Origin of the sequence: Micromonospora sp. NPDC005553, from assembly GCF_042871765.1 — a bacterium.
Classification (GTDB): domain Bacteria; phylum Actinomycetota; class Actinomycetes; order Mycobacteriales; family Micromonosporaceae; genus Micromonospora.
The window spans coordinates 692,591-705,953 of record NZ_JBIAJD010000002.1 but is presented as its reverse complement, the minus strand read 5'-3'; the positions used below and the strand labels follow the sequence as shown (position 1 = coordinate 705,953).

Below are 13,363 nucleotides of genomic sequence, written 5' to 3'. Positions count from 1 at the left end.
CCGTCGAGGAGGGGCTGGGCCGACGGCGGTCAGCGGATCTGCATCCCGGAGATCGCCCGGGAGATGACCAGTCGTTGGATTTCCGAGGTGCCCTCGAAGATGGTGTAGATCTTGGCGTCCCGGTACCAGCGCTCGACCGGGTGGTCACGCAGGAAGCCGGCTCCGCCGAGCAGTTGCACTGCCTTCTCGGTGACCGACACGGCCACCTCGCCGGCCTTGAGCTTGGACATCGATCCTTCGCCCGCTGTGAACGGGCGGTTGTTGCGGCCCATCCACGAGGCTCGCCAGACCAGCAGCCGCGCCGCGTCGATCTCCATCCGCATGTCGGCCAACGCGAACGCGACCGCCTGGTTCTCGATGATCGGGCGCCCGAACTGGACGCGGTCCTTCGCGTAGTCGAGGGAGTATTCGTATGCGGCCCGGGCCACGCCGAGCGCCTGGGCGCCGACTGTGGGTCGGGACAGCTCGAACGTGCGCATCGCTGCCTGCCCGGTGGACCGCTGACCGGAGCGGGCGCGGTCGAGGCGTTGCAGCAGGGCGTCTCGTCCGCCGAGGAGGCAGCGGCCGGGTACGCGTACCCCGTCGAGGAAGACGTCGGCGGTGTGTGACGCGCGGAGGCCGAGTTTGCGCAGCTTGCGGGTGGCGGCCAGGCCGGGGGTGCCGGGCGGTACGACGAACGCCGCCTGACCCCGGGAGCCGAGCGCGGGGTCGACGGAGGCGGTGACCACGTGCACTCCGGCGATGCCGCCGTTCGTGGCGTACGCCTTCTGGCCGGTGAGCACCCACTCGTCGGTGGCCTCGTCGTAGACGGCCCGGGTGCGCATCGCGCCGACGTCGGAGCCGGCTTCCGGCTCGCTGGTGCAGAAGGCGGCGACGGTCGGTGAGTCGACGTCGCCGAAGCACTGCGGCACCCACTCGACCATCTGGTCCGGGGTGCCGGCGCCGTAGATGGCGGCGACGGCCAGCGAGGTGCCGAAGATGCTCATACCGATGCCGGCGTCACCCCAGAAGAGTTCCTCGCTGGCGATCGGAAGGGAGAGCCCGGTCGGGTCGGCCCAGCAGGTGGCGAGGAACTCGAAGCCGTAGAGGCCGACCTTGGCGGCTTCCTGGATCACCGGCCACGGGGTGTCCTCGCGTTCGTCCCACTCGGCGGCGGCCGGGCGCACGACCTCGGCGGCGAAGCCGTGCACCCAGTCGCGTAGATCCCGCTGTTCCTCGTTCAGGTCGAGCGAGAACTCAGCCATGTCAGGCCTTGGGGATGTCGAACAGGTTGGCGATGTTGGCGGCGAGGCCGAGGTCGCCCTTCGCCTTCAACTTGCCGGTCATGAACATCATCACCGGGTTGGCACCACCGGAGACGATCTTCAGGAACTCGACCGGGCCCATGGTGAGGCTCAGCTTCGGGTCGTGCTGCGGGGTCGAGTTCACGACGCAGGTGCCGTCGGCGATGGCCACCTCGTAGGTGTCGCTGCCGCCGTCGGGGCGACCGGTGATGATCCAGTGGATGACCGCGTTGGTGGAGCCGGCCCGGTCCGCGCGGAACAGCGACGGCATCCGGCCGAACACCTCGCCCAGGACCTTGTCGCGCATGTCGCCGGACATCACCTGGGCGATCTTGTCGTCCGGGGTGGACTTGACCAGCTGGGCGAACTCCTTGGGGCCCACGTTGGCGAAGGTGGCCGGGTCGAAGTCAGTCATCAGGTGCGCCTTCCGGAAGATTGGCTACTCGCGCGTAACCCTACGCACGAGTAGGTATGCTCGCAAGGTGTCCAGCGTCCCCGCCTTCAAGCGCCTGCCTCGCGCCGTCCGCGAGCAGCAGATGCTCGACGCGGCCGTCAAGGTCTTCTCCCGACGTGGCTTCCACGCCGCCAGCATGGACGAGATCGCCGAGGACGCCGGCATCTCCAAACCCATGGTGTACGCGTACCTCGGCACCAAGGAGGAGCTCTTCGTCGCCTGCCTGCACCGGGAGGGCACCCGGATGATGCAGGCCATCGCCGGGGCGGCGGCCCCCGACCTGCCGGCCGACGAGCGGCTCTGGCGCGGGCTGAGGGCGTTCTTCGGCTTCGTCGGCGCGTACCGGGACGGCTGGGCGGTGCTCTACCGGCAGGCCCGGGGCGAACAGCCGTTCGCCGGCGAGTTGGCCACCATGCGGGCCCGGCTGGTCGAGGTGGTCGCCGGAATGCTCGACCACGCGCTGCGCGCCGAGGGCCGCGAGATCGCCGCCATCGACCTGGAGGTCGTCGCGTACGCCCTGGTCGGCGCGACCGAGTCGTTGGCCGACTGGCTCGCGGACCACCCGGACGCCGACCCGGAGAAGACGGCCACCCGGATGATGAACGTGGCCTGGCTCGGCGCCGCCCAACTGCTGCACGGCGTCACCTGGCGTCCGCCGGCCGTCTGACGGCCCCGGCGGGAAGGGCGTCGGTGCCCGGCTCGCCGGCCCGCGCCGTACGGCGGCGGTTGCGGAGCCAACGGACCACCTCGACGACCACCGTCACCGTCAGGGCGAGGCCCAGACCGAGCAGGAGACCACGCAGCGGGTCCTGCTCGAAGGCGAGCCCGCCGACGTATCCGACCAGCGCGGAGTAGAGCCCCCACGAGCTGGCGGCCAGCGCGTCGAAGGCCAGGAACCGTCGCCGGGGGTAGCGCACCGCACCCATGGTGACTGTGACAGCGGTCCGGCCGCCGGGGATGTAGCGGGCCACGGTGAGGATCAGGCCGCCCCGGGTGGCGATTCCCCGACGGGCCCGGTCGATGGCGGCCCGGCGTCGACCGTCGGGCGGCAGCCGGTCGAGCAGCCGGGTGCCACCACCCCGCCCGATGGCGTACGAGATGTGGTCCCCGACCAGCGCCCCGGCGGCGGCCACCAGGATCACCGCCGGCAGGTACGGCGCTCCGGAGGCCGCGAACACCCCCGCGGTGATCACCGCCGTCTCGCTCGGCACCACCGGGAAAAAGCCGTCGAGCACGGCGATCGCGAAGATCGCCAGGTACACCCAGGGCGAGGACATCGTGTCGTGCAGCAGGTCGAGCAGATCCATGATCCTGATGCTGGTCGGGGCGGCGGCTTCCGACATCGGCCAGTGGTCAGGTGGGCGGCACTACTTAGGTAGCGGCCGGCCCGGACTGTGCATCGGGGTCATCCCCCACCTCACCCGGGTACGGCGCTGCGGGGCGGCCCGATGCGTCGGCTGGGCCCTAGGCTCGCTGCGTGGCCTCCAGCGCCGTCGCCCTCCGGCGGGTCGTCCATCGGTACGCCCCGCCGCTGCTCGCCGTCCTGGTCGCCGCGGCCGTGTGGGCCAGCGCGACCGGTGACATCGGGGTCCGCTCGCCGCTGCCGAGCGTGGTCGTGCTGCTGATCGCACTGGGCTCGGCGTGGGCCGCCGGCACGGTCCGGACCCGCCGCTGGCCGTTGTTCCTGGCCGCGGCGGTCGGCTGGCTGGTGCTCGCCGCGGCGGCGGCCGGGGTGCTGGCCTCGTACCAGGCGGGTCTGCGGTTGCGAGGTCGCCAACTCGCCGGCTACCTCGCCGGTGCGGCGGGGGTGCTGACCGGCGGGGTGCTGGTCGGGCTGGCGGTGGGTGGCGTACGCCGGATCACCACCGCCAGCACCGGCAACGTGCTGCTGCTCGCCGCCGGCCTGGTGGGGCTTCCGTTGATCTTCGGCCTGTGGGTGCGGGCCCGTCAGGACACGCTCGCCGCTCTGCGGGACCGGGCCGAGCGGCTGGAACGCGAGCAGGAGGCCCGCGCCGACCGGGTCCGTGCCGAGGAGCGGACCCGGATCGCCCGGGAGATGCACGACGTGGTGGCACACCGGGTCTCGTTGATGGTGGTGCATGCCGGGGCGCTGGAGGTGACCGCCGCGGACCCGGCCACCGTCGAGGCCGCTGCGCTGATCCGGACGACCGGCCGGCAGGCGCTCACCGACCTGCGCGAGGTGCTGGGTGTGCTGCGCCAGGCCGACCCGGCCGTGACACCGGAGCGGGGGCTCGACACGTTGGACGAGTTGATCGGGGAGTCCCGTGCCGCCGGGCTGCGGGTGTCCCGGCAGGACGAGGGTGTGCCGAGGGCACTTCCGGCGACGCTGGGGCGTACCGCGTACCGGGTGGTCCGTGAGGCGCTGACCAACGTTCGCAAGCACGCGGCCGACGCCGAGGCGACCGTCTGCCTGCGCTACCTGCCCGACGGGCTGGAGGTGCTGGTCCGAAACGGCCCGTCCGAGGGCGGGTCGGCGTTGCCGGGTGCCGGGCAGGGGCTGCTCGGGCTGCGCGAGCGGGTGGAGCTGCTCGGCGGCCGGTTGGAGGCAGCTCCCGTTGACGGCGGCTTCCTGGTCCGGGCCCTGATCCCGCTGGTGGGTGCGGCGTGATCCGGGTCGTGGTGGTCGACGACGAGCAGTTGGTCCGGGCCGGGCTGCGGCTGATCCTTGAGGCGGCGGAGGACATCACTGTCGTCGGTGAGGCAGCGGACGGTGCCGGCGCGCTGGAGCAGGCCCGGCGGTTACGCCCCGACGTGGTGCTGCTCGACGTGCGGATGCCGGGCGTCGACGGGCTGACCGTGGCGCCCGACGTGGTCGCCGTCGGCCCAAAGGTGATCATGTTGACCACCTTCGACCTCGACGAGTACGTGCACCGCGCGCTTCGAGCCGGCGCGGTCGGTTTCCTGCTCAAGGACACCCCGCCCCGCGAGCTGGCCGCCGCCGTTCGTACGGTGGCCGCCGGTAACGCGATGCTCGCCCCGACGGTGACCAGGCGCCTGATCAGCTCGTTCGCCGAGCGTGGTCCGGCCCGCCGGGACGCGGCCCGTGAGCGGCTCGCACCGCTGACCGAGCGGGAGCTGGCGATCGTCCGGGAGGTGGCGCGCGGGCACGGCAACGCGGAGATCGCCCGGCGGCTGACGATGAGCGAGGCCACAGTCAAGGCACACGTCAGCCGGGCGCTGGCGAAACTCCACGCGGGCAACCGGGTCCAGCTGGCCATCCTGGTGTACGACGCCGACCTGCTGTGACGGGTGCGCCCGTCAGCGTCGGGCGGCGGCGCGACGGTGTGCTCGACGGCGCAACCACCGGATCCCCTCCAGCCCGAACGTGACCACCACCGAGAGCCCCACCCCGACCAGCACGCCCTTCACCGGGTCACGTTCGAAGGCCAGCCCGCCGAAGTAGCCGAGCAGCCCGCAGTACAGCGCCCAGGTGATCGTCGCGATGCTGTCGTACAGCAGGAATGACCGGCGGGGATAGCCCACCGCGCCCATGGTGAGGGTGACGGCGGTCCGCCCGCCCGGCACGTACCGGCTGGTGGTCAGGATCATCCCGCCGCGTCTGTCCACCGCCCGCCGGGCCCACTCGGAGCTGGCCCGCCGGCGGCTGCCGTCGGGCAGGCCAGCCAGCCGGCGGGCACCTCCGCCCTTTCCGATGGCGTACGAGATGTGGTCGCCGACCAGCGCGCCCACGGCGGCGCTGACGATCACCAGGGTCAGGCTGGGGTGCCCGCCGCTCGCCGAGAGCACCCCGGCGGTGATCACCGCCGCCTCACCCGGCACCGCGGGGAAGAACGCGTCGACCGCGGTGAGCCCGAGAATGACCAGGTAGACCCACGGCGACGTGACCGTCCCACGGAGGAGGTCGAGGAGGGCGTCCATTCCCCCATGCTTGCCGGGCGCGACCTGCCCGGTGGGCGAGTCGCCGGATCACAGGCATTCGGCCCCGAGTTGTCAGTTGGCGCGGACCAGGGCCGGTGGGGCCAGCAGTGGGCCGCACGGGATCTTGTCGTCGGCGGTGGGGCCGTGCGAGGTCAGCACCACCGGTGTGCCCAGCTCCGCGCGGACCGCCTCGGCCCAGTCCGCCGGTGGCTCGTCGTACACCGGGCGGGAACGCAGCAGGCGGGCGGTGAGCGCGGCCTGCCGGTCCAGGTCACCGGCCGGGCCCGGGGTGAGCCGGTCGGTGGTGTCGTAGCGGCGGCAGATCCGCAGGTCGGGGTCGGTCAGGTCGAGGTGGGTCAGGGCCAGGCCGTCGACGCCGCCGGCCGCGGCGAGGGCGTACCGGTGGGCGACCGCGTCGAAGTGGCCGAACCGGAACCGGCCCTGCCACGGGTTCGTGGCGTTGTGCGCGTCGGCGAACGGCAGGCTGCTGTCCTCGGTCACCAACGGGCCGTGCCCGTGCCGGGTGGTGACGACGCGGAGCACCCCGATCCGGGTCACGTCGCCGGGCCGGCCCGCCTCGGCGAGCAGGCTGTCGACGTTGCCGAACGTCGTGGTGCTCCAGGTGGTGTACGGGTGGAAGCCGTGCCACTCGTCGAGCAGCACCCCCTGCGCGCCCTCGAAGACGCAGGTCCCGGTGCGCAGCGCCTCGGCGAGCCAACTGCCGTCGACGATGGCGACCCGGTCGGCGAACCCGGCGTACGCGAGCAGGCAGTCCTCGATCGGTGGCGCGTCCAGCGGGCCCAGCTCGGCGGTCAGCCGGTCCCGCAGGATGGTCAGCCTGCGGCGCAGCAGTGCCGGGTGGTGACAGTCGGCGACCCGGGGCGCGTCGTCGGCGTGGGCGAGACCGTACGCGACGGCCTCGCCCACCCCCAGCCCGCAGGAGCCGTGCCGGTCGGCTCCCCGGGCGATCTCGCGGGCCCGGTTGGCGGCCCGGTGGTACGGGGTGGCGAGCAGCGCGTCCCCGTCGACGGTCAGCCGGTCGAGCGCATCGGGCACCCCGACAGTGGCGAGGTGGTCGGCCTCGGCGGCCATCGCCAGCGGGTCCACCACCACGTGCCGGGACAGGTGCGTACGCACACCGGGATGGAAGGTGCCGGCGCCGAACTGCGCGAACGTGTGGTGCCGCCCGTCGCGCAGCACGACGTTGTGTGCCGCCTGCGCGCCCCCGTTGAAGCGGACCACCGTGTGCACCCGACGGGTGGCGCAGAGCCAGTCCACAACTGTGCCCTTGCCGGCGTCGCCGTAGCCGAGGTCGACCACCGCCACGTGGTTCACAGCCGGGTCACCCCGCTGGCCGTGTCGGTGAACGTCGGAAGCGTCGACACCTCGGCCCGCCGTCCCCGGCCGAGGCGGGCCAGCGCCTTCGACACGGTCCCGGTGGCGCCGGAGCCGGCGCGGTCCAGGTCACGCAGGCCCTCGTCCAGGTCGATGGCCTGCTCGCCGAGGCCGATGGTGAGCGCGATGGTCTCGCAGACCGCGTCGAGGTCGTCGAGCACGACGGCGTTCTGCCCGAGCAGGTCCCGCCAGAAGTCGAGCACCGTGGCGTTGCCGGAGTAGTGGCTGCCGGTGGGGAGCAGGTAGTAGGTGTCCCAGCGGCGGGACACCTCGTCGACGACCTGCCGCAGCGGCACGTCCTCGGAGAGGTCGTCCCCGATCAGGCCGGCCACCTCCCGGGCCTTCACCCGCTGGTACGCCAGCTCGTCGCCGATGATGAACAGGTAGCCGCGTCGGCCGCGCTTCTCCCAGTTGTCGGTGACCGTGTGCCGGGCCATGAAGTACATGGCCAGCTCGTACGACTCGCTCATCTGTCCGCCGCCACCGCCCTCCAGCACGATCCGGCCGAGGTCGTCGTCCATCCGGTTGTCCGACTCGAACTGGCCCACCTGCAACGGCACCCGGTCGCAGGTGGCGTCGCCGATGGCACCGAACATGATCTGCGGGTCGCTGGCGTAGCCCTGCCGTTGCAGCAGCCCGAGCAGTTGCGGCAGCTTGGTCTGCAGGACCCGTGGCACCGTGCGCATCGAGCCGGTCACGTCGAAGAGCACCGCGACGGGGGTCGACCGGGGGTGCTCGGCGGAGTCGCGGCTCTCGCGGGTCGCGTCCCTGGGGTCGAGCGCGGGGTGCACTGTGCGCGCCCCGCTGTCGCTGTAGGAGAAGGCGCTCCTGCCGGTGGACCGGCGGTAGCGGTCGGCTGCGTCGTACACGTCGGTGGACCAGATTCCACTGCCCATGACAGCTCCTTAGGGGGTGAGGGTGAAGGGTCGGAAGGTGCGTGGCCCGTAGAGCCGGTCCAGCACCTGGTCGAGTTCGCGCAGCAGGCGCCAGGCGTCGTCGGGCCGGGCGCCCAGAGACCGTTGCCGGCAGCCCTGCGCGAAGGTGTGCAGCTCGCGGGGCGCGCGCGGGCCCATCAGCCAGCTCATGCAGTGGCTGGCCATCGCGATGTCGGTGCCCGGCCCGCACGGCTGCTTCTTGAGGACTTCCTCCGGGTCCCAGCCGTGGCCGGGGACCACCGCCGGGATGGTGCTGCCGACAGCCGCGGAAAAGCACCAGTCGATCAGCACCACGCCGTGGGCGTCCGGCTCGATCAGCACGTGTCGGGGCACTACCGCGCCGTGCACCACGCCCGCCCTGTGGGCCAGGCCGAGCACGACCAGCAGTCGCCGCCACATCCAGGCCACATCCCTGGCGTCCAGCCCGTCGGGGTACGCGCGCCGCACCTCGTCGAGGTCGTGCAGGCCGGGTGCGGTGGCGAGCACGTTGATCCGCCGTTCCGCGCCGGTGCTGGCGTCGCGGTGCCGGAACTCGTCGACCAGCCGGGGCACGTACGGCAGGTAGCGGGGGTCGCCGCGCTCGGCGATGGTGCGCAGGGCGTGCGCCTCGCGGGCCATCAGGTCGTTGTCGGTGGGCCGTCGGGGGAGCTTCAGCAGCCGGTCGTCGCCGACGTCGTAGAGGTCGGCGAGGTCACCCGAGTGGGCCGGCGCGCCGAGCCGGTAGTCGCCGAGGACCGTGCTCTGCCGTGCCTGCCACCGGGTGGTGACGTGGATGAACGCGTCGGTGGCTTCGGCGCGTACCGCCGGGTCGGTCGGCAGGCGGTCGGGGTGCAGGGCCGCGACCAGCTCGCGGTAGCGGCGGGCCGGCTGGTCGGCGCCGAACAGGTCCGCGTCGGTGCGGGCGGCCGTGACCAGGTGGATTGCCTCGGTGGCCCTCACCGCACCGTCTCCTCGCGGGCGGGGCGCAGCAGCGCCGGGTGCAGCAGGCGGGCGTCGCCGGCCCGGTAGAGGCGGGCGCGCGGGCCGCCCCGGGCACCACCGCGCTCGGTGCTGGCGCCGGTGCTCTCCACGAAGCCCGGCACGGAGAGCACCTTGCGGTGGAAGTTGCCGGCGTGCAGCGGGTGCCCCCAGACCGTCTCGTAGACGGCGCGCAGTTCGCTGATCGTGAACTCGGCGGCGAGGAAGCGGGTGGCGAGCGGGGTGTACTCCAACTTGGAGCGGGCCCGTTCCAACGCGTCGTCGATGATCCGGCCGTGGTCGAAGGCGAGCTGCCGGCTGGTCAAGGCGGTCACCGGCAGCCAGATCGCCTCGTCGGCGTCGCTGCCGGCGGCCGGGTCCGGCAGGTCGGGGGCGAACGCGAGGTGGGCGATCGAGACGACCCGCATGCGCGGGTCGCGGTCGGGAGCGCCGTAGCTGCCCAACTGCTCCAGGTGTACGCGGCGCAGCTCCTCGCCGCCGAGCCCGGTCTCCTCGGCCAGCTCCCGTCCGGCGCCAGTGGTCAGGTCCTCGTCGGGGCGGACGAAGCCCCCGGGCAGCGCCCAGTGCCCGGCGAAGGGTGCCTCGCCGCGCCGGATCAGCAGCAGGTGCAGTGCGCCGTCGCGGATGGTCAGCGCCACCACGTCGACGGTCACGGCGACCGACGGATAGGCCCGGGGGTCGTACGCGGCCAGGAACTCCTGCTCGTTCATCATGTCTCTCTCAGTTTGAGAACATCTCGCTCTGAGAACAACCTAGCGCAGAAGTGCGCGCCTGCCAAGGGCAGGACCAACTCAGCGCGCGGTGCGGTGCGGTGCGCTCAGCGCACGAAGCCCGTCAGGTGGGGTCGGCCCCGCGGGTCGTGCAGGGCGAACCCGCCATCCGGCAGGAGCGCGAAGCTCACAGTGCTCGGCAGCGGCACGGGCAGCTTGAAGGCGACCTCGACGGTGTACGCGTCCGGCAGCCGGGCCTCCAGCGCGGCCAGGCAGCGCGCCTTGCTCCACATGCCGTGCACGATCGGCCGGCGGAAGCCGAACAGCCGCGCACCGAGTCGGGAGGTGTGGATCGGGTTGTGGTCGCCGGAGACCCGCGCGTACTCCGTACCGACGCGCGGTTCCACCCGCCAGCGGCCGGTGGCCGTCGGCGCGGCGGGCCGCTCGCCGGGCTCACGTCCGCCCGGCTCGCGCTCCCGACCGAGGTACGTCGAGACGCCGCGCCACACCTCCGCCCCGTCGACGGAGCCGACCAGCACCACGTCCACCTGCCGCCCCCGGTCGTGGGGGCGCAGGTTCTCCGCATACGTGGTGAAGTCGAGGGTCTCGTCGGCGGTGATCGGGCGGTGCGTGGTGATCCGGTTGCCGACGTGCACCAGGCCGATCAGCGGGAGGGGGAAGTCCGACGCGGTCATCAGGCGCAGGGCCAGTGGAAAGCCCATGACGTGCGGAAACGTCGCGGGTAGCCGATCGGTCAGGCGAAACCCGCAGACCCGGTCGTAGTCGGCCAGCCGCGCCCGGTCGACGCTCACCCCGCCCACCGTCAACTCGACCGCCGGCAGGTCGGGCCCGCGCCGCCCACCGCCCAGGCCCGGTAGCGCACCGAGCAACGCCCGTCGGTGCAGCGCCCCGACCGCCGGCATCCGGGGCAGCTCGATCCCCGTGCGGCTGCCCGACTCCGGCCCCGCGCCCATCACGCCCCCAGCAGGCTCTGGCCGCAGACCCGGACCACGTTTCCGCTGACCGCGCCGCTGGCCGGCCAGGCCAGCCAGCTGATCGTCTCGGCCACGTCCACCGGCAACCCGCCCTGGGCCAGGCTGTTCATCCGCCGCCCCGCCTCGCGGACCACCAGCGGGATGCGTGCGGTCAGCCGGGTCTCGATGAAGCCGGGGGCCACCGCGTTGACGCTGATCCCGTGCTGCCGCAGGGCCGGCGCGAGTGAGTCGACCAGCCCGATCACGCCGGCCTTGCTGGTGGCGTAGTTCGTCTGCCCCCGGTTGCCGGCGATCCCGGCGATCGACGAGACCGAGATGATCCGCCCGCCGGCCGGGATCAGCTCCCGCGCCAGCAGTACGTCGTTGATCCGTTCCTGGCTGGAGAGGTTGACGTCGATCACCTGGTCCCACCGGTCGGCGTCCATCCGGCCGAGCGTCTTGTCCCGGGTGATGCCGGCGTTGTGCACCACCACGTCGACCCGGCCGTGCCGGCCGGCCAGGTGCTCGGCGAGTCGGGTCGGCGCGTCCGGCGCGGTCAGGTCGAGCTGGACGGCGGTGCCGCCGATGTCGTTGGCCACCGCGGCGAGCGCGTCACCGGCGGCCGGGACGTCCAGGGCCACCACCTTCGCGCCGTCGCGGGCGAGCACCGTCGCCAGCGCCGCGCCGATGCCCCGTGCGGCGCCGGTGACCAGCACGACCTGCCCGTCCAGCGGGCGGTCCCAGTCGGCGGGGACGCTCGCCGCGCCGGGGCCGACCCGGATGACCTGCCCCGACACGTACGCGGACCGGCCGGACAGCAGGAACCGGAGAGTCGATTCGAGGCTCGTGATGGTGCCAGCCGAGTGGACCGGGTCGTCCGACGCGTCACCACTCACGTAGACGAGTTGCGCGGTGGTACCCCGGCCGAGCTCCTTGCCGATGCTGCGGACCAGCCCTTCGAGGGCGCGTTGGGCGGTCGCCTCGCGGGGTGTCGGGCACTCCTGTGGTGAGGTGCCCAGCACGATCACCCGACCGCTGGGCAGCACGGCCCGGGCCTGCGGGTGAAAGAAGTCGTAGAGCTGGCGCAGGTCGGTCGAGTCGATGAGCCCGGTGGCGTCGAAGAGCAGTGCCCCGTACCGCTGCGAGGTGGCGGCGGCCGGGTCGGCCAGCTCGACCCCGGCGCTGGTGAGGATCTTGGCAACCGGCTCGGCGAGCCGGCCGCCGGTGGCCGCGCCGAGCAGGGCCGGGCCGGCCAGCAGCGGGTCGCCGGGGTGGTGCCGGCGCAGTCGGGGCGGGTCGGGCAGCCCGAGGCGCTTGACCAGCGCGCGGCCGGCGGCCGATTGGACGAAGCTCGCGTACCTGTCGGTCATAGGCGTAGCCTACTGGCGAGTAGGGTTCGAGCAACACATGTCGAGGAGGCGGATCGTGCAGAGCATCCGGCGGGTCGCGGTCATCGGGGGCAACCGCATCCCCTTCGCCCGCTCCAATTCCCGCTACGCGGACGCGTCGAACGCGGACCTGCTCGGCGCGGCGCTCGACGGCCTGATCGCCCGCTACGGGCTGGCCGGGCAGCGCATCGGCGAGGTGGTCACCGGGGCGGTGCTCAAGCACTCCCGCGACTTCAACCTCACCCGTGAGGTGGTCCTCGGCTCCCGACTCGACCCCCACACCCCGGCGTACGACATCCAGCAGGCCTGCGGCACCGGCCTGGAGGCGACCATCCTGGTCGCCAACAAGATCGCCCTCGGTCAGCTCGACGTGGGCATCGCCGGCGGTGTCGACACCACCTCCGACGCCCCGCTCGCCGTCAACGAGGAGATGCGCCGCACGCTGCTCAAGCTCAACTCGGCCCGTACGCTGGGCGAACGGCTCAAGATCGCGGCGAAGCTGCGCCCGTCCCAGCCGTTCAAGCCGGAGATCCCGCGCAACGCCGAGCCGCGTACCGGCCTGTCCATGGGCGACCACGCCGCCCGGACCGCAGTGCGCTGGCAGATCGACCGGCGCTCCCAGGACGAGTTGGCGCTGCGCTCACACCAGCGCCTTGCCGCCGCGTACGACAGGGGTTTCTTCGACGACCTGATGACGCCGTACCTGGGGCTCACCCGGGATGCGAACCTGCGCCCGGACAGCAGCCTGGAGAAGCTCGCCTCGCTGAAGCCGGTCTTCGGCACCCGTGGCCCGGACACCGAGCACGCCACCATGACGGCCGGCAACTCGTCACCCCTCACCGACGGCGCGTCGACGGTGCTGCTGGCCAGCGAGGAATGGGCGGCGGCGCACCACCTGCCCGTGCTCGCCTGGTTCAGCTGGTCGGAGACGGCGGCGGTGGACTTCGTGCACGGCGACGAGGGGTTGCTGATGGCACCCGCGTACGCGGTGCCCCGGATGCTGGCCCGCGCCGGGCTGACGTTGCAGGACTTCGACTACTACGAGATCCACGAGGCGTTCGCGTCCCAGGTGCTGGCCACCCTCGCCGCCTGGGAGTCGCCGGAGTTCGCCAAGGACCGGCTCGGCCTGGACGCGCCGCTCGGCGCTGTCGACACCGACCGGCTCAACGTCAACGGTTCGTCGCTGGCCGCCGGGCATCCGTTCGCCGCCACCGGCGGGCGCATCGTGGCGACCCTGGCGAAGCTGCTGGCCGAGCGGGGCAGCGGGCGTGGGCTGATCTCCATCTGCGCCGCCGGTGGTCAGGGCGTGACCGCCATCCTGGAGCGCTGAACGGCGCGTGCACGGC

General features: G+C 72.9%; 14 protein-coding genes. 4 read left to right on the top strand and 10 right to left on the bottom strand.

The window, feature by feature from the left end; genetic code table 11:
- Positions 1-29: 29 nt before the first annotated feature.
- Complete coding sequence (locus tag ACFYPG_RS10620; protein ID WP_355004692.1) at positions 30-1,244, bottom strand: acyl-CoA dehydrogenase family protein; 1,215 nt, start codon at positions 1,242-1,244, stop codon at positions 30-32.
- Between the two features lies 1 nt (position 1,245).
- Positions 1,246-1,698, bottom strand: coding sequence for an SCP2 sterol-binding domain-containing protein (locus tag ACFYPG_RS10615; protein WP_355004693.1), 453 nt, complete (start codon positions 1,696-1,698; stop codon positions 1,246-1,248).
- Between the two features lie 67 nt (positions 1,699-1,765).
- Between ACFYPG_RS10615 and ACFYPG_RS10610 the strand changes: the two genes are divergently transcribed.
- Positions 1,766-2,404, top strand: a complete 639-nt coding sequence (locus tag ACFYPG_RS10610; protein ID WP_355004694.1) for a TetR/AcrR family transcriptional regulator — start codon at positions 1,766-1,768, stop codon at positions 2,402-2,404.
- On the opposite strand, the gene ACFYPG_RS10605 is transcribed toward ACFYPG_RS10610, so the two are convergent.
- A complete protein-coding gene (locus ACFYPG_RS10605; protein ID WP_387351497.1) occupies positions 2,379-3,044 on the bottom strand; it encodes a DedA family protein in 666 nt (221 codons plus the stop codon). The genes ACFYPG_RS10610 and ACFYPG_RS10605 overlap by 26 nt on opposite strands.
- 170 nt (positions 3,045-3,214) lie before the next feature.
- On the opposite strand from ACFYPG_RS10605, the gene ACFYPG_RS10600 reads away from it, so the two are divergent.
- Together ACFYPG_RS10600 and ACFYPG_RS10595 are read left to right on the top strand one after the other, a co-directional pair.
- Positions 3,215-4,366: a sensor histidine kinase gene (locus ACFYPG_RS10600; protein WP_387351496.1), complete on the top strand. Its 1,152-nt coding sequence runs from the start codon at positions 3,215-3,217 to the stop codon at positions 4,364-4,366.
- Complete coding sequence (locus tag ACFYPG_RS10595) at positions 4,363-5,004, top strand: response regulator transcription factor (protein ID WP_355004696.1); 642 nt, start codon at positions 4,363-4,365, stop codon at positions 5,002-5,004. Before ACFYPG_RS10600 ends, ACFYPG_RS10595 begins: the two co-directional genes overlap by 4 nt.
- Positions 5,005-5,016: 12 nt before the next feature.
- On the opposite strand, the gene ACFYPG_RS10590 is transcribed toward ACFYPG_RS10595, so the two are convergent.
- The 7 genes from ACFYPG_RS10590 to ACFYPG_RS10560 form a co-directional block, all read right to left on the bottom strand.
- Positions 5,017-5,637, bottom strand: a complete 621-nt coding sequence (locus ACFYPG_RS10590) for a DedA family protein (RefSeq protein ID WP_355004697.1) — start codon at positions 5,635-5,637, stop codon at positions 5,017-5,019.
- A gap of 72 nt (positions 5,638-5,709) precedes the next feature.
- Positions 5,710-6,972 carry an adenylosuccinate synthetase gene (locus ACFYPG_RS10585; RefSeq protein ID WP_387351494.1) on the bottom strand — a complete coding sequence of 421 codons (1,263 nt, stop codon included), beginning with the start codon at positions 6,970-6,972 and terminating at the stop codon, positions 5,710-5,712.
- A complete protein-coding gene (locus ACFYPG_RS10580; RefSeq protein WP_355004699.1) occupies positions 6,969-7,928 on the bottom strand; it encodes a hypothetical protein in 960 nt (319 codons plus the stop codon). The genes ACFYPG_RS10585 and ACFYPG_RS10580 overlap by 4 nt, the downstream gene beginning before the upstream one ends.
- Positions 7,929-7,937: 9 nt before the next feature.
- Complete coding sequence (locus ACFYPG_RS10575; protein WP_355004700.1) at positions 7,938-8,906, bottom strand: serine/threonine protein kinase; 969 nt, start codon at positions 8,904-8,906, stop codon at positions 7,938-7,940.
- Positions 8,903-9,655, bottom strand: a complete 753-nt coding sequence (locus ACFYPG_RS10570; protein ID WP_355004701.1) for an NUDIX domain-containing protein — start codon at positions 9,653-9,655, stop codon at positions 8,903-8,905. The genes ACFYPG_RS10575 and ACFYPG_RS10570 overlap by 4 nt, the downstream gene beginning before the upstream one ends.
- 107 nt (positions 9,656-9,762) lie before the next feature.
- Positions 9,763-10,629, bottom strand: a complete 867-nt coding sequence (locus tag ACFYPG_RS10565) for a MaoC/PaaZ C-terminal domain-containing protein (RefSeq protein WP_387351491.1) — start codon at positions 10,627-10,629, stop codon at positions 9,763-9,765.
- Complete coding sequence (locus tag ACFYPG_RS10560; protein ID WP_387351489.1) at positions 10,629-11,999, bottom strand: 3-oxoacyl-ACP reductase; 1,371 nt, start codon at positions 11,997-11,999, stop codon at positions 10,629-10,631. Before ACFYPG_RS10560 ends, ACFYPG_RS10565 begins: the two co-directional genes overlap by 1 nt.
- A 55-nt stretch (positions 12,000-12,054) precedes the next feature.
- On the opposite strand from ACFYPG_RS10560, the gene ACFYPG_RS10555 reads away from it, so the two are divergent.
- Positions 12,055-13,347 carry an acetyl-CoA C-acetyltransferase gene (locus ACFYPG_RS10555; protein WP_387351487.1) on the top strand — a complete coding sequence of 431 codons (1,293 nt, stop codon included), beginning with the start codon at positions 12,055-12,057 and terminating at the stop codon, positions 13,345-13,347.
- The last annotated feature ends 16 nt before the right edge of the window (positions 13,348-13,363 follow it).

Excerpts from the sequence above, each read along its gene's own strand:
- ACFYPG_RS10620 (WP_355004692.1), bottom strand. The coding sequence starts at position 1,244 with ATGGCTGAGTTCTCGCTCGACCTGAACGAGGAACAGCGGGATCTACGC.
- ACFYPG_RS10615 (WP_355004693.1), bottom strand. The coding sequence starts at position 1,698 with ATGACTGACTTCGACCCGGCCACCTTCGCCAACGTGGGCCCCAAGGAG.
- ACFYPG_RS10605 (WP_387351497.1), bottom strand. The coding sequence starts at position 3,044 with ATGGATCTGCTCGACCTGCTGCACGACACGATGTCCTCGCCCTGGGTG.
- ACFYPG_RS10590 (WP_355004697.1), bottom strand. The coding sequence starts at position 5,637 with ATGGACGCCCTCCTCGACCTCCTCCGTGGGACGGTCACGTCGCCGTGG.
- ACFYPG_RS10580 (WP_355004699.1), bottom strand. The coding sequence starts at position 7,928 with ATGGGCAGTGGAATCTGGTCCACCGACGTGTACGACGCAGCCGACCGC.
- ACFYPG_RS10570 (WP_355004701.1), bottom strand. The coding sequence starts at position 9,655 with ATGAACGAGCAGGAGTTCCTGGCCGCGTACGACCCCCGGGCCTATCCG.
- ACFYPG_RS10565 (WP_387351491.1), bottom strand. The coding sequence starts at position 10,629 with ATGGGCGCGGGGCCGGAGTCGGGCAGCCGCACGGGGATCGAGCTGCCC.
- ACFYPG_RS10560 (WP_387351489.1), bottom strand. The coding sequence starts at position 11,999 with ATGACCGACAGGTACGCGAGCTTCGTCCAATCGGCCGCCGGCCGCGCG.